Origin of the sequence: Streptomyces sp. NPDC088732, from assembly GCF_044751205.1 — a bacterium.
GTDB lineage: Bacteria > Actinomycetota > Actinomycetes > Streptomycetales > Streptomycetaceae > Actinacidiphila.
In genome coordinates, this window is sequence record NZ_JBIVLI010000024.1 from 60,350 (window position 1) to 80,315 (window position 19,966).

Sequence of the window (19,966 nt, forward strand, 5' to 3'; positions counted from 1 at the left end):
CTTCCCTTCGCAGCCGTACCCGGAGAGTCCGTCATGGCCCGACGCCCCACCATCGCCGATGTCGCCGCACTGGCCGGCGTGTCCCGGGCCACCGTCTCCTTCGTCCTCAACGACCGCCCCGGAGTCGCCGCCGCGACCCAGCAGCGGGTCCGGGCGGCCGTCGAGAAGCTCGGCTGGACGCCCAGCCGCAGCGCCCGGGCCCTGTCCACGGGCCGGGCGCGGGCCGTGGGGCTGGTGCTGACGCGTGAGCCGGACCTGATCGGCACCGACCCCTTCTTCCCGGCGTTCATGGCGGGCATCGAGTCGGTGATAGCCGAGTCCGGCGACGGCCTGATGCTGCACGTGTGCCGGCCCGAGCACGAGACGGACACCTACCGCCGCCTGGTCGACGACCAGCGCGTGGACGGGGTGTTCCTCACCGACCTCCGCGTGGACGACACCAGGCCGGGCCTGCTGCGCGAACTGGGCCTGCCGGGCGTGGCCGTGGGCGCCGACGGCGGTGTCGAGGGCCTGGCGACGGTGAACCTGGACGACCGCCCCGTGGTGACCGGCGCCATACGCCACCTGGTGGAGCTCGGCCACCGGCGCATCGCCTATGTCGCCGGCCCCGAGGAGTACCTGCACGCGCAGCGGCGCCTGAAGGCCTGCCAGGACGCGGTCGCCGAGGCCGGCCTGCCGCCGTGCCCGGTGCTGCCCGGCGGATTCACCGCCGAGGGCGGGGCGCTGGCGACGCAGGAGCTGATCGCGCGCCCCGACCGCCCCACCGCCATCGTGTACGCCAACGACCTGTCGGCGACCGCGGGTATGGCGGTCGCGCAGGAAGCGGGGCTGCGGCTGCCCGAGGACCTGTCGGTCGTCGGCTTCGACGACGTCCCGCTGGCCTCGTGGACCCGGCCCTCGCTCACCACCGGCCGTGCCGACGCCGCCCGTTGGGGCCGTGCCGCGGCGCTCGCCCTGATCGGCACGATCGAGACCGGCGCCACCCCGCACGTGGAACTCGACCCCGCCGCGCTGATGCTGCGCGACTCCACGGGCCCGGCGCCCGTCACGAGACCGCAGCCCTGACCGACCCGCGCGGCCCCGCGTGGCCCGCGTCTCCCGAACGTTTCACTCTCGTGAAAGGCCGTCCCCGTGGCCGGACGACGCCCCGGAACAGCCGTTTCATCCGCATTTGAGAAGATGGAGCACACCGCAATGAAGAAGACCCTCCTCGGAGTTCTCTCCGCCGTGGCCCTGACCGTGCCGCTCGCAGCGTGCGGCAGCGGCGGGTCCGGCTCCGCCGGCGGTGACGACGCCCACGGGCCGATCACCGTCTGGTACTCCAACAACGCCCAGGAAGTCGCCTGGGGCAAGAGCATGGTCGCCGACTGGAACGCCGCCCACCCGGACGAGAAGGTCAAGGCGCAGGAGATACCGGCGGGCAAGAGCTCCGAGGAGGTCATCGGCGCGGCCATCACAGCGGGCAACGCCCCGTGCCTGATCCTGAACACCGCTCCGGCCGCCGTGCCCGGTTTCCAGAAGCAGGGCGGCCTGGTGGCCCTCGACGACTTCCCGGGCGCGGAGCAGTACCTGAAGGCGCGGACCGGCGACCGGCTCTCCCAGTACGCCTCGCCCGACGGCAAGCACTACCAGATGCCGTGGAAGAGCAACCCCGTCATGGTCTTCTACAACAAGCAGCTGTTCAAGAAGGCCGGCCTCGACCCCGAGCACCCCAAGCTCGCCACCTACCAGGACTTCCTGAACACCTCGCGAACCCTGGTCAAGTCCGGCGTGCACGCGGCCATCTGGCCCGCGCCGACCTCCGAGTTCTACCAGTCCTGGTTCGACTTCTACCCGCTGTTCGCGGCCCAGACCGGCAAGCAGCTCGTCGAGGACGGCAAGGCCCAGTTCGCCTCGCCGGACGGCGTCAAGGCCGCCGAGTTCTGGAAGACCATGTACGCGGACCACCTCGCGCCCAACGAGCAGTACAACGGCGACTCCTTCGCCGACGGCAAGGCCGCCATGGCGATCGTCGGCCCGTGGGCGGTCTCCGTCTACGGCGACAAGGTCACGTGGGGTGCCGTGCCGGTCCCCACGGCCACCGGCTCGGCCGCCAAGGGCACCTTCAGCGACGAGAAGTCCATCGGCATGTTCACCGCCTGCCAGAACAAGGGCACCGCCTGGGACGTCCTGAAGTTCGCCACCAGCAAGGAGCAGGACGGCAAGCTGCTGGAGGCCACCGGCCAGATGCCGATGCGCCAGGACCTCGCGGCCGCGTACCCCCAGTACTTCGCCTCCCACCCGGCCTACAAGACCTTCGCCGAGCAGGCCGACCACACCGTCGAGGCCCCCAACGTCCCGAACTCCGTGGAGATCTGGCAGACCTTCCGCGACGCGTACACCAAGTCCGTCATCTTCGGGAAGGGCGACGTGAGCAGCGCCCTCCAGGAGGCGGCGGGCAAGGTCGACGGCCTCGCGAAGCAGTGAGCCGGCGCCATGTCCTCCACGCAGCATGACCTCGTCCGCCCCGGGCCCACGCGGCCCGGGGCGCGCCCCCGGACCGCACGGGAGCCGCGGCCCGGCAGGCTGCGCCTCGCCGGCCGGCACCCGATCGGCATCGCCTTCGTCTCGCCGTACGTGCTCTACCTGGCCGCGATCTTCCTGTACCCGCTCGGCTTCGCGGTGTGGATGTCCTTCCACGACTACTTCTTCGCCGCGCCCGGCGCCCAGGTCGACCGCCCGTTCGTGGGGCTGGCCAACTACACCGCCGTCCTGACCGATCCCGCGGTGTGGAACTCCTTCCTCAACATCGCGATCTTCCTGGTCATCAACGTCCCGCTGACGGTGGGCGCGTCCCTCGTGCTCGCCACGGCCCTCAACTCCAAGCTGCGCGGGCGGGCGTTCTTCCGCACGGCCTACTACGTGCCGTACATCACCGCGAGTGTGGCGGTCGTCGGCGTGTGGCTGTTCCTGTTCAACTCGAACGGCCTGGTGAACCAGGCCCTCGGGCCGCTCGCGCCGCACCCGTCGTGGCTGGTCAACTCGCACCTGGCGATGCCGACCATCGCGGTCTTCGTCGCCTGGAAGCAACTGGGCTTCTTCATCGTGCTCTACCTGTCGGCGCTGCAGAACGTGCCCGGAGAGCTCTACGAGTCGGCGTCCCTCGACGGCGCGGGCAAGGTGCGGATGTTCTGGTCCATCACCGTGCCGGCCGTGCGCACCGCGACCCTTCTGGTGCTGGTCATGGCGACGGTGACGGGCGCGAACCTGTTCACCGAGCCGTATCTGCTGACGAGCGGCGGCGGCCCGGACGGCGCCACCACCTCACCGGTGCTGCTGATGTACCAGCGCGGCCTCCAGCAGGGCCACCCCGACGAGGCGGCCGCGATCGGGGTGATCCTGGTGGTGCTGATCACCGCGATCTCCCTCGTCTACCGCCGCGTGCTGGAGAGGGACTGACATGGCCGACGCCCACGCCCCCACGCTGACGCGCCGTCCGGCGGCGCACCACAGCCCGCACACGCACTCCGGCGTCCGCCGGATCCTGTCGCGGCTGGCGCTGCTCGCCGGAGCCTTCGCGTTCCTCTTCCCCTTCTACTACATGCTCATCGGCTCGCTCCAGCGCGAGCCCGACAGCAGCCCGGCCGGGGCGTTCCCCCGCCCGGGCAACCTCTCCCTGCACAACTACACCGAGATCAACTCGGCGATCTCGCTGGGCCGTTCCCTGGTCAACTCGGGGATCTTCACCGGCGGCGTCATCATCTGCACCACCGTCTTCGGCCTGCTGGCGGGCTATGCCCTGGCCCGGCTGCACTTCCGCGGCAAGGGCACCACCTTCGCCATGGTGCTGCTGGTGCAGGTCGTCCCGTTCCAGCTGCTCATGATCCCGCTGTACGTGCTGATCGTGCGGGACTACGGCCTCGCGGACTCCTACCTCGGCATGATCCTGCCGTTCGCCATCAACACCAGCGCGGTCTTCATCTTCCGGCAGTTCTTCCTGCAACTGCCGCAGGCGATGTTCGAGGCCGCCCGCATCGACGGCGCGAACGAACTGCAGATCCTGCTCCGCATCGCGATCCCGCTGTGCAAGCCGGCCATCGCCTCGGTGGTGCTGCTGAGCTTCACCGGGCCGTGGAACGAGTTCCTGTGGCCGTTCCTGGTCACCAAGGAGCAGAACATGCAGCCGCTCGCGGTGTCCCTGGCCAACTACATCAGCACCGTCTCCTCCTCCGCCGCCAACCCGTTCGGCGCGATCCTCGCCGGCGCGTGCGTGCTGGCCGCGCCCGCGGTGGCCCTCTACCTCGTCTTCCAGAGCCGTTTCACCTCCACCGACATCGATTCCGCCACGAAGGGCTGAACCCCTGTGAACGACCGCACCACCGGTACCACCGGCTCCACCGCCTCGACCTCCGTCCCTTACCGCCTCACCCGCGTCGGCGTCGTGATGTCCCCGCTGGCCGGCGAGGCGAACGAGGCCGAGGGCGTGCTCAACCCCGCCTCCGGCCGCACCCCCGACGGAGTCCTGCACCTGCTGCCCCGCCTCGTCGCGGAGGGCAACATCTCCCGTGTCGGCCTCGCCGAGGTCGTCGTCGAGGACGGCGTGCCCACCGGCGTCGAGCGCCGCGGCGTCGTCCTCGCCCCCGACGCCGGATGGGAGCGCGGCAAGAACAACGCCGGCGTGGAGGACCCCCGCACCACCTGGATCGAGGCGCTGGGCCTGCACGTCATGTCGTACGTCGCGTACGGCCCGCTCGGCCCCAAGCCGGCCCTCGCCGTCTCCAAGGACCTGGTCACCTGGGAGCGGCTGGGCCCGATCCAGTTCGCCTACCAGGCCGACCTGGACACTGACCTCAACCTGTTCCCGAACAAGGACGTCGTGCACTTCCCCGAGCCCGTGCCGGGCCCGGACGGCGAGCCTGCCTTCGCCATGCTGCACCGCCCGATGTGGGACCTCGGCTGGTTCCGTCCCGGCGAGGGCGTGCACCTGCCGGCCGGCGTCACCGACGAGCGCCCCGGCATCTGGATCTCCTACGTGCCCGTGGCCGAGGTCGAGAAGGACCTCGGCGCCCTGGCCCGTCCCCGGGACCACCGCCTGGTCGCGCTCTCCGAGCACCCCTGGGAAGAGCTCAAGATCGGCGCCGGCCCGGCCCCGATCCGCGTCGAGGAGGGCTGGCTGCTCATCCACCACGGCGTGTCCGGCAGCATTGACGACCCGTTCGCCCAGCAGCAGAAGGTCAGCTACGCGGCGGGCGCGATGATCCTGGACCCGCAGGACCCGGCGCGCATCCTGGCCCGCACCGACGAGCCCCTGATGGAGCCGGAGACCGAGGAGGAGCGTTCCGGCACCGTCCCCAACGTCGTCTTCCCGACCGCGATCGAGGAGATCGACGGCGTCCGCTACGTCTTCTACGGCATGGCCGACGCCCACATCGGCGTCGCCCGCCTGGACCACGTCTGATGACGACCCCCCTCGGTGTCGGCCTCGCCGGCTGCGGCGCCTTCGGCGCCTACCTGCTGGACGCGATCGCCGGACTGCCCGGTGTGCGCGTCGTGGCCTGCGCCGACCCCGACCGCGACCGTGCCGCCGCCCTCGCGCGGCGGCACGGCGCGGCCGTCTGCCCCGACGCCGCCGCGCTGGCGGACTTCCCCGGGGTGGACGTGGTGGCGCTGGCCACCCCGCCTGCCACCCACGCGGACCTCGCCGTCGGCGCATTGCGCGCCGGACGGCACGTCTTCAGCGAGAAGCCGCTGGCCACCAGCCTCGACGACGCCCTGCGCGTGGAGGCGGAGGCCGACCGTTCCTCCGGTGTGCTCGTCGTCGACCACGTGCTGCGCTACAACCCCGTGCTCCGGATGCTCCAGCGGCTGCGCGGGGAAGGGCTGCTGGACCCGCTGGTGCGCTTCGCCTTCGAGAACGACGCCGCCGACGAGGCCCTGGACCCCGGCCACTGGTTCTGGGACCCCGCCCACAGCGGCGGCATCCACATCGAGCACGGCGTGCACTTCTTCGACGCCGCCCGCGCGCTGATGGGCAGCGACCCCGTCGCCGTCCACGGCACGGAGGTCCGCAGGGAAGGCCGTGAGCCGGTCGGCGCCGTGGACATCGTGGTCGCCACCGCCACCCATCCCGGCGGCGCCGTCGCCACCCACACGCACTCCTTCACCCACGCCCACCGCGCCGAACGCCAGTTGATGCGCCTGGACTACGGCTTCGCCGAGGCCCGCGTCACCGGCTGGATCCCGACGTACGCCACGATCACGGCCTGGACGGACGAGGACGGCGCGCGCCGCTGGGAGGAGCTTCCCGAACGCGCCGCCGATCTGCTGGCCGTCCCCGGTCTGCGGCCGCACGGCGGCGAACGGGTCACCGTCACCGTCGAGCGCGACGCCGGTTCCGCCGCGCCCGCCCGGGGCCGCGGCGTGGTGCGCTCCGTACCCCACCGGGTGACCTGCGTGGCCGACCTGGGCGGCGAGGCGCGCAAGCAGCACGTGTACGCCGAGAGCGTGCGCGCGGCCTTCGCCGACCTGCTGCGCTGCGCGGCCGACGGCGGCACCCCCGTCGCGGACGCGGCGTCCGGGCGGGCCGCGGTCGCCGTCGCGGAGGCCGCCACCCGGTCCGCGGCGACCGGCCGCACCGAACCCGTCCCCGCCCCGCCGACGTTCGAGAGGGCCGTATGAGCACCCCGGATCCGGAGTCCCGCACGCCCTGGTGGAGGGACGCGGTCTGCTACGAGATCTACCCGCGCTCCTTCGCCGACGGCAACGGCGACGGCGTCGGCGACCTCCCCGGCGCGACCGCGCGCCTGGACCACCTGCGCAGGCTCGGCGTGGACGCGGTGTGGATCACCCCGTTCTACCCCTCCCCGCTGGCCGACGGCGGCTACGACATCGCCGACCACACCGCCGTCGCCCCCGACCTGGGCACCGAGGCCGACTTCGACGCCTTCGCCGCCCGCGCCCACGAGCTCGGCCTGGGCGTCCTCATCGACCTCGTCCCCAACCACACCTCCGACGCGCACCCCTGGTTCCGCGAGGCACTGGCCTCCGGCCCGGGCTCCCCGGCCAGAAGCCGCTACCTCTTCCGCCCCGGCCGCGGCACGCACGGCGAACTCCCGCCCAACGACTGGCAGTCGGCCTTCGGCGGCCCCGCGTGGACCCGCGTCACCGCACCGGACGGCACCCCGGGGGAGTGGTACCTGCACCTGCACGCACCCGAGCAACCCGACCTCGACTGGCGGCACCCCGAGGTCGTCGCCGACTTCGAACGGATCCTGCGGCACTGGCTCGACCGCGGCGTGGACGGCTTCCGCGTGGACGTCGCCCACACCCTCTACAAGGCGCCCGGCCTCCCCGACGCCGGTCCCGGCCAGCACCAGGACATCCTGCGCAACCACCTGATGCCGTACTACGACCAGGAGGAACTGCACCCGCTGTTCCGCACCTGGCGACGGCTGCTCGACACCCACCCGGCGCCGCCCGGTGCCGTCCCGCCCGGGCAGCGGGTGATGGTCGCCGAGGCCGCCGTCTTCGACCCCGCCCGGCTGGCCCGCTACGTCAGCCCCGGCGAGATGCAGCAGGCCTTCAACTTCGCGTTCCTCGAATGCCCGTGGGACGGGGAGCAGATGCGCGCGGTCGTCGAACGCTCCGTGGCGTCCATGCGCGCCGTCGGCGCCCCCGTCACCTGGGTCGCCTCCAGCCACGACGCGATCCGGCCCGTCACCCGGTACGGCGGCGGCCCCCGCGGCCTGCGCCGCGCCCGCGCCGCCGCGCTGCTGATGCTCGCCCTGCCCGGAGCCGCCTACCTTTACCAGGGCGAGGAACTGGGCCTGCCCCAGGCCCACGTGCCGGACGACCGGCTCCGCGACCCGCTCTGGGAACGGTCCGGCCACCGCGAACGCGGCCGCGACGGCTGCCGCGTGCCGCTGCCATGGGAAGGGACCGCCGCGCCCTACGGATTCAGCACCGCCCCCGCGGACCACTGCTGGTTCCCGCAGCCCGGCGACTGGACGGACCTCACCGTCGCAGCGCAGGAGGACGACCCCGCCTCGATGCTGGAGCTCTACCGCTCCGCGCTGCGCCTGCGGCACACCGCGCCCGCGGACGCCGCCCTCGCGGTCGACGGCCCGGACGACGGCTCGTGGCTCGCCTTCGGCCGCGGCCCCGGACTGCGCTGCCTGACGAACTTCGGCCCCGACCCCGTGCCCCTCGCCCCCGGCGACGACGTCCTGCTGGCCAGCGCCCCGCTCGACGACCGCGTCGTCCCCGCGGACACCACGGTCTGGCTGCGCGGCACGTCCTGACGGCACATCAGTCCGTGTGCTGGGCCGCGACCAGCGCGTCGCCGGCCTCCGTCCGGTAGTACAGGACGGAACGGCCGGCGCGCCGCCGCCGCACCAGGCGGGCGTCGAGCAGCACCTTCAGATGGCGCCCCACCGACCCCAGCCCCTGGCCGGTGAGGGCGACCAGCTGCGTCGTGCTCTTCGGCGTGCCGACGAGCACCAGGACCGCGGCCCGCCCGGGACCGAGCAGCGCACCCAGCGCCTCGGGGACCCGCGGCCCGCCCGCCTCGGCGAGAGCCCCCGAGCACGGGTAGACCACCGCGTACCGCAGGGGCTCGTCCCACGACACCCACCCGGCGACCGGCGTGACCGGCACGAACATCAGCCGGGCCCCGGACACGTCGCGCGGCGGGTTGTCCCGCGTGTTGATCTGCAACCGGCCCTCGCCGAGCCAGCGCATCCCCGGGCGCATGGCGTCCAGCGCCTCGGCCCAGCCGCCCCGGCTCAACTGCGCCGTCCGCGCCACGATGTCGGCCTCGATCACGCGCCGCCGCCGCGGCCAGTCCGGCAGGACCGTGTGCGTCCACACCCACGTGAGGACGTCCGCGGCACGCACCGCCAGATCCGGCCGGCGCAGCAGCGGCGGGACCGTGCCGCCGGCCGACACCGCCATGTGCGCCAGGGCGAGGTCCGGCGGCGTCCCGCGGACCGGGGACAGTTCCTCCTCGAAACCGGGGCTGCCGTCACCGGCGGGCGTGGGCGTCAGGAAATCGGCGTTCCAGGCGCCGCCCAGCGCGACGCGCACCAGCAGAGCGTTCACCGGGTCCCCGCCCACCCGCTCCCGGTACGCGGGCAGATGGGTGTCGAGCCACGCCCGCTCCCCGGGGTGCGCGGCGCTGCCCCGGTCCAGGAGCTTCAGGCTCGCGATGGCCTCGGCCAGCGGGGAGACCACGAAGCGGCTGCCCACCAGCGTCTCGGTGTTGACCTGCCACCAGCCCATCCCGCCCCGCCTCCCTGTCGTTTCGCGTCCGTGCGAAACATTAAGCGCACGGCGCGCCGCCCCCGACACTCCGTTGCATGCGCACCTACCGAGAGCTGTTCCGCACACCGGAGTTCACCCCGCTGTTCCTCGCCGCCACCGCCCAGGTGGCGGCGCAGACGGTGGGCGGACTGGCCCTGAGCACCCTGGTCTACGACGCGACCCGCTCCCCGCTGCTGTCCGCGCTGGCCATGTTCGGCCCGTCCCTCGCGCAAGTGGCCGGGGCCACCCTGCTGCTGTCCGCGGCGGACCGCCTGCCGCCGCGGGCCGCGCTGAGCGCCGTCTCGCTGCTCTTCGCCCTCGGTACCGCCGCGCTGGCCGTCCCCGGTCTCCCGCTGTGGGCCGCTTTCCTCATCCTGCCCGCCGAAGGCCTGGTCGCCTCCGTGGGCGGCGGGGTCCGCTACGGCCTGCTCCACCAGATCCTCCCCAAGGGCGGCTTCCTGCTGGGCCGTTCCGTGCTCAACATGTCGACCGGCACCATGCAGATCTGCGGCTTCGCCGTCGGCGGCCTCCTGCTCTCCGCCCTGTCGCCGCGCGGCGTCCTGCTCGTCGGTGCCGTCCTGTACCTGGCCGCCTCGGCCGCCACCCGGTTCGGGCTCGCCGCCAGGCCGCCGCGCGCGGCCGGCCGCCCGTCGCCCGCGGAGACCTGGCGGACCAACGTCCTGCTCTGGTCGTCCCGTCCGCGCCGCACCGTGTACCTCGCGCTCTGGGTGCCCAACGGCCTCATCGTGGGCTGCGAGTCGCTCTTCGTGCCGTACACCCCCGCCCACGCCGGGGCGCTGCTGGCCTCCGCCGCCTGCGGCATGCTCGTCGGCGACACGCTGGCCGGCCGCTTCCTCCCGCCCCGATGCCGCGACCGCGCGGGCGCCGTGCTCCGGCTGCTCCTCGCCGCGCCCTACCTGCTCTTCGCCCTGCACCCCGCGCCGGCCCTCGCGGCAGCCGTCGTCGCCCTCGCGTCGGTCGGCTACGCGGCGAGCCTGGTGCTCCAGGAACGCCTGATGGCCCTCACCCCGGACGAACTCAGCGGCCACGCCCTCGGCCTGCACTCCTCCGGCATGCTCGCCTGGCAGGGCCTCGGCGCCCTCCTCGCCGGCACCGTCGCCCAGCACAGCTCCCCGGCCACCGCGATGACGGCCCTGGCCGTCGTCTCCGTCACGGTCACCCTCCTCCTCGCCCCCGGCCTGCGCCCCACGCCGAGCGCCCCGGCAGCGGCGGCCCGTCAACCGGTGTCCTGACGCCGGGGGCGCGGGACACGGCCTGTCAGGCCAACCGCGCCTACCGCGCGATCCGGCCCTCCGGCGTTCCGTAGTACCAATAGCGTTCGGCCGGGGCTGGAGAGAGCGTGCCGGCAGCCAGATCGACGAGAGCCTGCGCCAGCTCAACAAGCGGCGCGGCGGCGATGTGTTCTGCACCCCGCAGAAAGCTGGTCGCGCTCTCCTCCAACTCGGGCCAGGTCGAGACTTCGTCCCGGCTCACGCCACCACGCGCCTCGATCCGGCGAGCCGCCTCCACAACACAGCTGAGGAACATCTGCCGCTGCTCGACGCCGACGTCATCGAGCACGACAGCGAAACTGCCGCCCACCACCGCATGGGTGCGGAGCACCTTCTCCAACTCCGGCCACCACGAGGGCCGCAGGTCCGCCGGCATCTCCGCACCGACGCGCGCTGCTTCGACGAAGAGAACCCCGAGCGCCACGTCGTAGGCCCAGAACATCGCGTCACCGGACGTCACCGGCACTGTCCTGCTCACCGCTGGGTCCAGCCGGCCGAACCGACCAACGTCTCGAAGCCTGAGCTGTCGCAGTAGGACACCGCACGCGACTCAGCCCCGACGTCGCCGCCCACCGCATTGACGGTGTCGTCGAGGACGGAGGTGCCACCGTGCTCAAGGCCGTGCCGGGCAAGCCTTTTCGAGGCGTCGATGGCCGCTTGACCCGCGGATTCGGTGTCTTCGGACTCGGGCGACCGCACATCGGGTCCACCCCCGGTGTCGACGTCCGCGTCATCCGCCGCGGCGGCGTGCTTCGCATCCTGCCAGGAGCCCAATTTGCCGCAGTAATCCTGTTGCCACTCCTTGGCCTGCGCCGGCTCGCTCGACGAACAGCCGCTCATCAGGACAGCGGCAAAGGCAACGGCCACTACTCGCCCGACTGTTCGTGCAGACCCACCCTTGTGCCGCATGGGCACTCCCTCCCCGAAGCTGCCGACACGGATTATGGATCACAACAGCGTCACCTTGCACAACACACCCACTCCGGCGAACCTGTTCGGCCACAGTACGACTGTCGGTGTGTCTCACAGGAAGAGCAGGGGGACGTGCTTGTCGACGCAGACCCGTAGGACGGTCGCCAGCCGGCGGGCGTCCTCGACGTGCCGGTGGAGGAGCGGGTCGTCGCCGCCCTGTGCCCACTGATCGACGATGACCTCCAGACGGGGCAGGATCGCCGCGCAGTCGGCGGGCGAGAGGTCGTCACCGCTGTCGTCCGGATGATCGAGGAGCGACTTCAGCACGGTGGTCACCTCGCTCCACGGCCGTTCGCCGCCGAACCCCCACATCGCGGAGAGGGCGAACCCCTCGGCCTGGGCCAGGCGTTGTCGGAAGGCGGCAAAACCGCTGTAGGACCAGGGGACATCAGGACTGCTCGTGTCCCCGTCGCCCGGAAAAAATACCAGCCCCATGCGCCCTCCCTGGCCCCGCGTTGAGCTGTCCTGTCTCGTTGAAGTCAGTCGTCCGCGTGCCGCGACTGGGACTCGCTCACTCCTGAGCCGGACCAGACGGCGAGGTCGCCTCCAGGCAGTGATGCGAAGCACCATCCTGAGGGACCCGTGACCTGCCACGCTTCGAAGGACGGATCGGACGAGCAGGTGAGGTGGTGGCCGGTGTCGAAAACGAGACGCAGGGTGCCGGTCTTGAACGCGACCGCCGACAGGACCTTCGCTCCGAAGAGCGCGAGGGACGCTGCGACGTCCTGCGATTCCGGGTTCAGGAGCACGGACGGGTTGGCGTGGGCCGTCCCGTGCGAGAGCTTGACGGGGGCTTCCATCGCGACTTCCCAGCCGGAGTCGAGGGCCAGCACGAGCCGGACGTCCACGCTGATTTTGGTGACGCTCATGCCGCGGAGGTTCAGGATCCACCGGTCCTGATGTTCGACGGGACTCTCTTCAGTGCTCACTCCTGCACAGTGGCTGAATCGACGGCCGAGAGCCATGGGATTTCCAGTGCCAGGGCGGCATGACGCGAACTGTGCAGTCCCGCAGCGGACGCCGACGAAGCCCGTGCACCGCGTCCACGTACGACAATCCGATGCACGCCCCCGCGTGAACCGCCCCAGCCGGCCGACCTGTTCGCCGCCTTCGACATCGCCGATGGCACCGTCATGCCGGCACTGCACCGCCGCCGGGCGATCGAGTTCAAGAAGTTCCTGATCCGGGTCGACAAGGAGTACCCGCCGGGCTCGAGGTGCACCTCGTCTGCGACAACCACGCCACCCACAACACCGCTGGACGCGTCGCGCGGCGCCCTGGAGATCCTGCTGCCCCGCGAGCATGACGCCGCTCGGAACACCGTCTCCTACCGCTGCTCCGAGGGCCGCAGAGTTGTCCTCGCAGCCGACAGACCCGCATCGTGAACGCCCACCGAATCGACCCGTGCGGCCGGTACATGATCCGCATTCTTGACGTGTCCATTGTGACGGTGTGAGGATGCCGGTGATCCAGTCGTAGCAACGAGCTCTTCGTGGAGGGGACATGAACAAGCGCAGGGGCGCCTCGGTCGCCGTGGCCGTGGCCGCGACGCTCACCGGGATGCTGGCGCTCGCCGCCCCGGCGAACGCGAGCGTGCCGTACAAGGTGTATTCGACGAGCGAGGCCTGCAAGACGGCCGGCAAGAAGTTCGTCGACTCCGGCCAGGCCTACCAGTACACGTGCACGTGGGACAGCCCGGGCTTCCTCCTGACGCTCTGGCTTCCCTGACGTCGGCGGAACACCCGAGAACGGGCGGGCGGCGCCGGGCAGGACTCCTGTCCGGCGCCGCTGTCGTGCCGGGGAGACCCGCGCGACACCGACGACCGTGGTCCCAGGCCGGTTCACCGAAGGGCACACCGACACGGTGCAGGTGCTTCCGGAAAACGGTGCGGCGGACCAACTGGACCCCACGGCGACCTCCGCCGCGGGGTCACCACCCAACGCGGCAACCGGCGCTGAGCACTCCTCGACGAGCGTGGCCGGCGACCTCGCGCAACCCGCATCGGCGGAGGCTGTCGGCCGTCCGAGAACTGGAGCGCCGACAGCCCGGACTGCGGAAGTCTTCGATGTGCCGTGGGGACGGAACGGCCGGGCGAGATCACCCGAGGACGGGCTCTGGACGAATCTGCGTGGGTGTGGACCATCTGCGCTCAGTGTGAGGCAGGGCCCTGGTGCCGGCGTTGCGGATCGACTCGGGTGCCGCGGGAATAGACCGCCGCAATCCGGTGCAGGGCGGAGGGATCGCTGATCGGATCGCCCTGTACGACAACGACATCGGCGTCGTACCCCGGCTTCAGCTTGCCCTTGCGGTGGCCAAGACCGCAGACACCGGCGGCGACCGACGTCATACTCCGCAGGATGGCCATCCGGTCCATTCCGTATGCGGCCAGCCGATCCTGCGCGTACGGGAGCACATCGTGCGGTTTGTACGGGCCGATCCCCGCGTCCGTGCCCGCGACGATCACCGCTCCCGCCGCGTGCAGGGCCGCGAAGTTGGCTATGATTTCAGGCATTCTCCGGGATACGGCCGCGGGCACCACCGAGCCGGTTCCGGGTAGCGCTCCGGCGGTGGCGCCGAGCGCGACGCGCTGGGAGACGATCCGCTCGACGAGTTCACGCCCCGGCGCGACGACTCCTTCGGCCGACCAGAAACCGGCGTGTTCCACACCATCCGCCCCGGCCTCGATCGCGTCGAGTGCAGCGTCGTAACCGTGCGCGTGCGCGGTCACGGGGATCCCGTGCCGGTGCGCCTCCATGACAGCAGCACGCAGGGCTTCCCGGGCGAACTGTGATTGCTCCGGGGTGCTGGCCGTCGTCATCGTGCCGCCGCTGGCCATGATCTTGACGATGTCGACACCACGTTCTACATGGGTACGCACCGCGACCCGGAGTTCGGCGGGGCTGGGCCCGACCTCACCGCCGAGGAAATGACAGTGCCCGGCCACGGTGGTCAGCGGCGGCCCGGCCGCCACGATGGTCGGGAGGTCCGTCGCGCCTCGCAGGGCCAGTGACAGGAAGTTTCGGTCGCCGAGGTCGCGCACGGTCGTGATGCCGGCGCGCAATGCTGTCGCGGCCGCGACGCGCATCGCGGCCACGACAGCATCGTCGTCGCGATCGGCGAGTGACTTCACCGGGTCGGGGCCCGCGTCGAAGGCGAGGTGCACGTGGGGATCGATCAGACCGGGAATGAGGGTGGCGCCCGGAAAGTCCACGACGGTCTCTCCAAGCCGCAGATCCGCGGCACGGCCGATTCCGACTACTGTCGTTCCTTTGAGGATCACGACGGGGTCGTCCCACGGCAGGACCGTTTCGCCGTCGAACAGCCGTGACGCCCGCAGCACCGTGGTGCCGTGATGTGCGGTTTCGTTCACCATAGACATTTACTCGACCTTAACTAATCGTTTCAGAATGCCGCCCGAAGCCGTCGGAGACAGGTGATGCTGCAGGCAAGTCGGAGGAGACCTTGATGGAAGTCGGCGGTACTCGTCGAAGTCGTAGCCCCGGTCGGCATACAGGCGCCGGGGTTTGCGGCGGGGGCGGCCCCGCAGACCTCGGATGGGTGTGGAGGCACCTCGGACATGTGGGGGAGAGACGCTCGCGCCCGCAGCCCCGCCCGATCCGGCTTCCCGCTGCCGGTCAGGGGCACTTCGTCGAGCAGTGGACAGTGCCCGGGCACATAGGCGGGCGGCAGGAGCAAGGCCAGGTGTGCGCGGAGGACGGCGGAGAGTTCGCGGGGCGAGGTGCCGGCCTCCACCCGGATCCATGCCACTGGTTCGGCGTCCTCCACGACCCGGACCGCCATCACAGCGGCGTCGCCGACCAATGGGTGGGAAGGCAGGTGGTGTTCGACCTCCTGCGGCTCAATGCACCGCCCCCGGATCTTCACCTGGTCGTCGGTTCGTCCCGGGTACTCCAACTGCCCGTCGATCAGGCGTACCCGGTCACCGGTCCGGTGGAGCCGGTCCACGGACGATCCGGGTGGCGCGGCCACGAACGCGTGGGCGGTCCGTTCGGGATCGTTGAGGTAGCCGAGCGCAAGGGGAGCGCCCCCGATGTACAGTTCGCCGTCGTCGTCACCGACGGGGAAGGGTCCGCCGTCCGAGTCGGCAACGCGAAGTACGCAGTCAGGGACGTCCGTCGACCTGCTACCTCGGCTGTGCCCGGGTTCGGTTGGGGCCGCACGTGTGCTCCACTTGCTGTAGCTGATTTCAGCGCGAAACCTATAGAGGCTGCGAAGCACAGCACAAGAGCCTTTAATGACATGCTAACTCGTCCGCTGCGTTCGGAACGGAATGTGCAGGCCGTCACACGTCTCGGCCAACCGGACCGGATGGGCCGATTTGTGGGTATTCAGCACGGTCTTTGAGCGGGTGCCGTTGCGGGAAATGCCGCTGTTCCCGCCCGTCGCATCGTGCTTGCCATAGCCGACGTGATCGGTGATCTCGCCCTCCAGGGCCGACTCCAGCACCCGCCTGGTCAACTGCTGCAACAGCCCGCTCGACGACCGGCTCCTCCACGGCCTCGTGCTCGGTGATGGTCCCGCTCATCAGGCATCTCCTTGATCATCGGATCCGCCGCCCATTGGACACTCTCGTAAGTCCGGACCTGCTGGGTCATCGCGAGCGGGGTGGGGTCCGACCCACGGGCCTGGTCAAGTAGTCGCGGATCCCTTGCCCGCCTGCGCTGGTGATCCTGACCGGTGTGCCTGGTCCGGTTGCCGGAACTTGGCGCCCGTTAGTTCTCCGTATGAATGCCGAAGCCGGGCTATCCCGTCGTGCACAGGTACTGCTGAACTTGGGGCCGAGACGGTCCACGCCGAAAAGAAACCACGTCAGGTCGGCTTCCGGCGCCACCAGTCCGGCCGGCGAACTGGACCATCCCTGCCCCAATTCTCGAAGAGAACGCAATGACGACTGTCTATGATCTTGTGGCCGCCCAGGCCGAACGTGTTCCCACCGCCACAGCGGTCATCGCAGGCGAACGCCGGACCAGCTATCAGGAGTTGACGGCCCTGGCCGCCCGATTCGCGCAGGGCCTGGCCGAGCCCGCGGGGAACCTGATCGGTGTCTGTCTCCCCCGCGATGAGCGGATGGTCGCGGGGATTCTCGCGGTGTGGCGGGCAGGGTGCGGTTACGTCCCGCTCGACCCGCTACTGCCGTTGTCCCGCCGGAAGGAAATGGTCCAGCAGGCGGCGATCCGGTACGTGCTGACCACCCGCGAGCTGGCCCCCACCTGCGCGGCGACCGGTGCCCAGCCCGTCATCGTCGAGGACCTGAACGACAGCGGCGGGGCCCCTGTGCCAGCGGACGGTCTCGCGTACGTCCTGTTCACGTCCGGCTCCACCGGCGCACCCAAGGGTGTGGCGGTCGAGCACTCCTCTGTGGTCGCGTTCCTGCGGTGGGTGGAACGCACGAGTGATCCCGCGCATCTGCGAGCGGGACTGGCCACTGCATCGCTCAGCTTCGACGCATCGGTCCACCAGATCTTCGGGCCGTTGAGCACCGGTGGTTCCGTAGTCCTGGCCGACGACATCCTTGCCCTGCCGACGCTGCCGGCCCGCGACGAGGTCACGATGATCGGCGCGCCGCCTTCCGCGATCGCCGCCCTGCTGGAACAGCCACTGCCCAGCGGGGTGCGCCGGGTGAACCTCGGCGGCGAGGCGGCCACTCGCTCGCTGGTCGACCGTCTGTACGCACAGCCGGGAGTGGAGACCGTCGTCAACGTGTACGGGCCGACCGAGTGCACCGTCTTCTGTGCCACACACGTCATCGGCCGGGCGGAGAACGGGAACCCGCCCATCGGACAGCCCGTCGCCGGCAGCGAGCTGACCGTCCGCGACGCCGATCAGCAGGTGGTCGACGACGGGACACCTGGCGAGCTGTGGGTGGCAGGACCACTCGTCGCCCGCGGCTATCTCGGCGCGCCGGAGCTGACTGCCGAGCGATTCGTCGAGGACCCCGCCTCCCTGGGTGCGCGGCGCTACCGCACCGGCGACCTCGTCCGCCGCGTCGACGGTGTCCTGCATTACCTCGGCCGCCTGGACGACCAGGTCAAGGTGCGCGGTTTCCGGGTGGAGTTCGGCGAGGTCGAGTCCGCGCTGGCCGCGCACCCGGGCGTGCGCAACGCCGTGGCCACCGCCCCGGCGGACCCCCAGGGCGTCCGCACGCTGCACGCCTATGTGGAGGCGCCGGCGGGGACCGCGCCGGTCACCGAGGCCGAGCTTCACGATCACCTGCGCGGCAGGCTGCCCGACTACATGGTCCCTGCTCGCATCATGGTGCTGGAGAACCTGCCCCTGAACTCGAGCGGCAAGGCGGACCGGGCAGCGCTGCCTCCCATCCCCGCCACCGGCACCGGCGGCACCGGTGGCGGCGACGGTGAGCAGCCGCACGGCGCGGTCGAGGAGCAGGTGGCCGCCATCATCGCGGACGTGCTGGGCCTGCCCCGGGTGGGCCGGTCGGAGCGGTTCGACGTCCTGGGTGGCCATTCGCTGGCCGCCGCCCGGGTGGTCGCCCGCGTCCGTGCGGAACTGGGCACCGCGGTCCAGCCCGGAGCGTTCCTGACCGAGCCGACCGTGGCGGGCCTGGCGCGCCGGCTGGCTGATGCCGGGACGGCCCTGCCCCCACCGGTGCGGCATTTCGGCGCCGCGAGTGTGCCGTTGACCGACATGCAGCGCCAGCTGTGGATGACTCGCCAGGTCAGCGGCTTTCCCGGCGCCACCGCAGAAGCGTTCGCGATCGGCATCACCGGCCGGGTCGACTCGGCCGCCCTGACCGCCGCCCTGAATGCTCTCGTCGTCCGACACGAGGCGCTGCGCACGGTGGTGCGGGCGAACGGGACGGAGGTGACGGGCGAGGTTCGCCCGCCGGCCGGGGTCCCGTTCACCGAGTACGACGCGCAGGCCATGAGCGACGAGGAGATCCACTCCGTCCTCGACGAGACAGCCCGGCAGCCCTTCGCGCTCGACGTCGACGTGCCGCTGCTGCGCGCCGCCTTGGTCCGGACCGCGGAGGACACGGCCACCCTGGTCATCGCGGTGGACCATGTGGCCTTCGACGGCTGGTCCGCCGGCATCCTTCTGCAGGAACTGGCCACGCACCTCGCCGGGTCCGGGCAGTCGATGGCGGAACCAGCCGTGCAGTTGAGTGACGTGGCCCGCTGGGAACAAACGTTGTTCGCCGCGAACACCACCGCCGATCGGGAGTTCTGGACGAAGGAACTGGCCGGCGCGCGGCCGCCGTACGACGTGTCCCGCCGTGCCCGGGGCGGTGCTCTGAGCTGCCGGGGAAAGCGCCTGAGCCGTCCACTCGCACCGGAGACGGTCGACGCGGTGCGCAAGCTGGGTTCACTCAGTGGGCTGAGCCCCTTCGCGGTGTACTTGGCGGCGTTGGACGTGCTGCTCGCCAGGTGGACCGGTACCCGTGACGTTCTCGTCGGGGTGCCGGCGGCGCGACGCGATGTGGTGGAACTCGACCACGTGGTCGGTCCGTTGATCGCGACCCTGCCCGTCCGGGTGCGGTGGGAAGCCGAGCAGAGCTTCCGGACGGTGGTGGCAGAGGCGGCGCTGGCACGCAACCGCTCACTGACGCACCGCGATCTGCCGTCCGCGGCACTGTCGGACGCAGCCGACGCCGCGGGCGTGGTGCGGCCACCGGGAGTACCGCTGACCCCGGTGGTCCTGTCGGTGCGCCCGTCCGGGTTGCCGGTACGCCTGCGGTCAGGTGCCGCGGAGCTCCACGTGCTCGGCGAGCGGGACTCCGGCGCGGCTCCCAACGAAGCCACCTTCCTGGTCAACGACACGGTCGCCGGGACCGAGGTGCAGCTGTGCTACGACGTGGAGCGCTTCGATCAGGCGACCGCCTCGGCGTTGCTCGATGGATTCTTCCAGGTCCTCACCGAGGGCAGCGCCCATCCCGACCGTGTCTGCTCGGCGTTCGCGGTGCCCGTTCCGCCATCGCATGAGCCGGATGCGCTCCCCGGGGCGCAGCGCGAGCCGGCGGGGCGCAAGCGGGTGGAGCCCGCGACCGTGGTGGAGGAGTTTCTGGCGGCAACGTGGGAACAGGTGCTCGGAGTGCAGGGGGTGGCCGCTTCCGACTCCTTCTTCGAGTGCGGGGGCAGCTCGATGACCGCGATCCGGGTGACCCGGGAGATCTTCGACGCGTTGGGCGTCGACGTCTCCGTCCGCACCGTGTTCGAGTTTCCGGTGCTGGTCGATCTGGCCGCGGTGGTCGAGCAGCGGGCACTCGCCGTGCTGGCGACCGAGGAGGGAGTCGCGCCCTGAGCGCGGCCACCGGCACAGGCATCGCATGGCCGAGGACGCAGGCAACTCGGGCTTGCTGCGACCCGTCCTGAGCGCCGTTCCACTGGTTTGTGCTGGTCGAATTCGTCGGACCGGAACCCGATTCAGATGCGCCCTGCTGCGC

Annotated in this window: 17 protein-coding genes and 3 pseudogenes; 11 read left to right on the forward strand and 9 right to left on the reverse strand. The window is 71.3% G+C overall.

The window, feature by feature from the left end; all coding sequences use genetic code 11:
* The first annotated feature begins 33 nt into the window (after window positions 1-33).
* The 7 genes from ACIP9H_RS32920 to ACIP9H_RS32950 all read left to right on the forward strand — a co-directional run bounded on the left by ACIP9H_RS32920 (window position 34) and on the right by ACIP9H_RS32950 (window position 8,279).
* On the forward strand, window positions 34-1,065 hold the full coding sequence (locus tag ACIP9H_RS32920; RefSeq protein ID WP_401583526.1) for a LacI family DNA-binding transcriptional regulator: 1,032 nt from the start codon (window positions 34-36) through the stop codon (window positions 1,063-1,065).
* Window positions 1,066-1,194: 129 nt separating this feature from the next.
* On the forward strand, window positions 1,195-2,466 hold the full coding sequence (locus ACIP9H_RS32925) for an extracellular solute-binding protein (RefSeq protein ID WP_401583524.1): 1,272 nt from the start codon (window positions 1,195-1,197) through the stop codon (window positions 2,464-2,466).
* A 9-nt stretch (window positions 2,467-2,475) separates the two neighbouring features.
* Entirely contained in the window at window positions 2,476-3,438 is a 963-nt protein-coding gene (locus ACIP9H_RS32930) for a carbohydrate ABC transporter permease (RefSeq protein ID WP_401583522.1), read from the forward strand.
* 1 nt (window position 3,439) lies between these two features.
* Window positions 3,440-4,336 (forward strand): carbohydrate ABC transporter permease, encoded by an 897-nt coding sequence (locus tag ACIP9H_RS32935; protein ID WP_401962473.1) that lies wholly within the window; start codon window positions 3,440-3,442, stop codon window positions 4,334-4,336.
* 87 nt (window positions 4,337-4,423) lie between these two features.
* Window positions 4,424-5,437 (forward strand): glycosidase, encoded by a 1,014-nt coding sequence (locus ACIP9H_RS32940; RefSeq protein WP_401583819.1) that lies wholly within the window; start codon window positions 4,424-4,426, stop codon window positions 5,435-5,437.
* Entirely contained in the window at window positions 5,437-6,657 is a 1,221-nt protein-coding gene (locus ACIP9H_RS32945; RefSeq protein ID WP_401962475.1) for a Gfo/Idh/MocA family protein, read from the forward strand. Before ACIP9H_RS32940 ends, ACIP9H_RS32945 begins: the two co-directional genes overlap by 1 nt.
* Entirely contained in the window at window positions 6,654-8,279 is a 1,626-nt protein-coding gene (locus ACIP9H_RS32950) for a glycoside hydrolase family 13 protein (protein WP_401962478.1), read from the forward strand. Before ACIP9H_RS32945 ends, ACIP9H_RS32950 begins: the two co-directional genes overlap by 4 nt.
* A gap of 7 nt (window positions 8,280-8,286) precedes the next feature.
* On the opposite strand, the gene ACIP9H_RS32955 is transcribed toward ACIP9H_RS32950, so the two are convergent.
* Window positions 8,287-9,258, reverse strand: coding sequence for a transcriptional regulator (locus ACIP9H_RS32955; protein ID WP_401962479.1), 972 nt, complete (start codon window positions 9,256-9,258; stop codon window positions 8,287-8,289).
* 77 nt (window positions 9,259-9,335) lie between these two features.
* On the opposite strand from ACIP9H_RS32955, the gene ACIP9H_RS32960 reads away from it, so the two are divergent.
* Window positions 9,336-10,532, forward strand: a complete 1,197-nt coding sequence (locus ACIP9H_RS32960; protein WP_401583514.1) for an MFS transporter — start codon at window positions 9,336-9,338, stop codon at window positions 10,530-10,532.
* 40 nt (window positions 10,533-10,572) lie between these two features.
* On the opposite strand, the gene ACIP9H_RS32965 is transcribed toward ACIP9H_RS32960, so the two are convergent.
* From ACIP9H_RS32965 to ACIP9H_RS32980, 4 genes are all read right to left on the reverse strand, one after another.
* Window positions 10,573-11,031, reverse strand: a complete 459-nt coding sequence (locus ACIP9H_RS32965) for a hypothetical protein (protein WP_401583512.1) — start codon at window positions 11,029-11,031, stop codon at window positions 10,573-10,575.
* A gap of 14 nt (window positions 11,032-11,045) precedes the next feature.
* Window positions 11,046-11,438: a hypothetical protein gene (locus tag ACIP9H_RS32970; protein ID WP_401962483.1), complete on the reverse strand. Its 393-nt coding sequence runs from the start codon at window positions 11,436-11,438 to the stop codon at window positions 11,046-11,048.
* 156 nt (window positions 11,439-11,594) lie between these two features.
* Window positions 11,595-11,978, reverse strand: a complete 384-nt coding sequence (locus ACIP9H_RS32975; RefSeq protein ID WP_401583508.1) for a hypothetical protein — start codon at window positions 11,976-11,978, stop codon at window positions 11,595-11,597.
* Window positions 11,979-12,022: 44 nt separating this feature from the next.
* Window positions 12,023-12,508, reverse strand: a complete 486-nt coding sequence (locus ACIP9H_RS32980; RefSeq protein ID WP_401583506.1) for a DUF6188 family protein — start codon at window positions 12,506-12,508, stop codon at window positions 12,023-12,025.
* Window positions 12,509-12,676: 168 nt separating this feature from the next.
* On the opposite strand from ACIP9H_RS32980, the gene ACIP9H_RS32985 reads away from it, so the two are divergent.
* The gene (locus ACIP9H_RS32985) at window positions 12,677-12,928 is read left to right on the forward strand and encodes a hypothetical protein (protein ID WP_401583504.1); all 252 of its coding nucleotides are present in this window, start codon (window positions 12,677-12,679) and stop codon (window positions 12,926-12,928) included.
* Between the two features lie 118 nt (window positions 12,929-13,046).
* Complete coding sequence (locus ACIP9H_RS32990; RefSeq protein WP_389244354.1) at window positions 13,047-13,271, forward strand: hypothetical protein; 225 nt, start codon at window positions 13,047-13,049, stop codon at window positions 13,269-13,271.
* A gap of 422 nt (window positions 13,272-13,693) precedes the next feature.
* Here ACIP9H_RS32990 and ACIP9H_RS32995 read toward each other — a convergent pair whose 3' ends face one another.
* The 4 genes and pseudogenes from ACIP9H_RS32995 to ACIP9H_RS33010 form a co-directional block, all read right to left on the reverse strand.
* The gene (locus ACIP9H_RS32995) at window positions 13,694-14,923 is read right to left on the reverse strand and encodes an amidohydrolase family protein (RefSeq protein ID WP_401962486.1); all 1,230 of its coding nucleotides are present in this window, start codon (window positions 14,921-14,923) and stop codon (window positions 13,694-13,696) included.
* A 23-nt stretch (window positions 14,924-14,946) separates the two neighbouring features.
* A pseudogene (locus ACIP9H_RS33000) lies at window positions 14,947-15,103 on the reverse strand (IS5/IS1182 family transposase); the annotation flags it as partial.
* A 74-nt stretch (window positions 15,104-15,177) separates the two neighbouring features.
* Window positions 15,178-15,783: pseudogene (locus tag ACIP9H_RS33005) on the reverse strand (non-ribosomal peptide synthetase); the annotation flags it as partial.
* Between the two features lie 111 nt (window positions 15,784-15,894).
* Window positions 15,895-16,038 (reverse strand): annotated as a pseudogene (locus tag ACIP9H_RS33010) (transposase); the annotation flags it as partial.
* 411 nt (window positions 16,039-16,449) lie between these two features.
* Here ACIP9H_RS33010 and ACIP9H_RS33015 point away from each other — a divergent pair.
* The gene (locus ACIP9H_RS33015) at window positions 16,450-19,824 is read left to right on the forward strand and encodes an amino acid adenylation domain-containing protein (protein ID WP_401962489.1); all 3,375 of its coding nucleotides are present in this window, start codon (window positions 16,450-16,452) and stop codon (window positions 19,822-19,824) included.
* Window positions 19,825-19,966: the final 142 nt, after the last annotated feature.

Bases quoted from the DNA above. Each gene is read 5' to 3' on its own strand.
- ACIP9H_RS32945 (WP_401962475.1), top strand. From the start codon at position 5,437: ATGACGACCCCCCTCGGTGTCGGCCTCGCCGGCTGCGGCGCCTTCGGC.
- ACIP9H_RS32985 (WP_401583504.1), top strand. From the start codon at position 12,677: ATGCCGGCACTGCACCGCCGCCGGGCGATCGAGTTCAAGAAGTTCCTG.
- ACIP9H_RS32920 (WP_401583526.1), top strand. From the start codon at position 34: ATGGCCCGACGCCCCACCATCGCCGATGTCGCCGCACTGGCCGGCGTG.
- ACIP9H_RS32950 (WP_401962478.1), top strand. From the start codon at position 6,654: ATGAGCACCCCGGATCCGGAGTCCCGCACGCCCTGGTGGAGGGACGCG.
- ACIP9H_RS32995 (WP_401962486.1), bottom strand. From the start codon at position 14,923: ATGTCTATGGTGAACGAAACCGCACATCACGGCACCACGGTGCTGCGG.
- ACIP9H_RS32955 (WP_401962479.1), bottom strand. From the start codon at position 9,258: ATGGGCTGGTGGCAGGTCAACACCGAGACGCTGGTGGGCAGCCGCTTC.
- ACIP9H_RS32975 (WP_401583508.1), bottom strand. From the start codon at position 11,978: ATGGGGCTGGTATTTTTTCCGGGCGACGGGGACACGAGCAGTCCTGAT.
- ACIP9H_RS32940 (WP_401583819.1), top strand. From the start codon at position 4,424: ATGTCCCCGCTGGCCGGCGAGGCGAACGAGGCCGAGGGCGTGCTCAAC.
- ACIP9H_RS32980 (WP_401583506.1), bottom strand. From the start codon at position 12,508: ATGGCTCTCGGCCGTCGATTCAGCCACTGTGCAGGAGTGAGCACTGAA.
- ACIP9H_RS32960 (WP_401583514.1), top strand. From the start codon at position 9,336: ATGCGCACCTACCGAGAGCTGTTCCGCACACCGGAGTTCACCCCGCTG.
- ACIP9H_RS32930 (WP_401583522.1), top strand. From the start codon at position 2,476: ATGTCCTCCACGCAGCATGACCTCGTCCGCCCCGGGCCCACGCGGCCC.
- ACIP9H_RS32990 (WP_389244354.1), top strand. From the start codon at position 13,047: ATGAACAAGCGCAGGGGCGCCTCGGTCGCCGTGGCCGTGGCCGCGACG.
- ACIP9H_RS33015 (WP_401962489.1), top strand. From the start codon at position 16,450: ATGACGACTGTCTATGATCTTGTGGCCGCCCAGGCCGAACGTGTTCCC.
- ACIP9H_RS32935 (WP_401962473.1), top strand. From the start codon at position 3,440: ATGGCCGACGCCCACGCCCCCACGCTGACGCGCCGTCCGGCGGCGCAC.
- ACIP9H_RS32925 (WP_401583524.1), top strand. From the start codon at position 1,195: ATGAAGAAGACCCTCCTCGGAGTTCTCTCCGCCGTGGCCCTGACCGTG.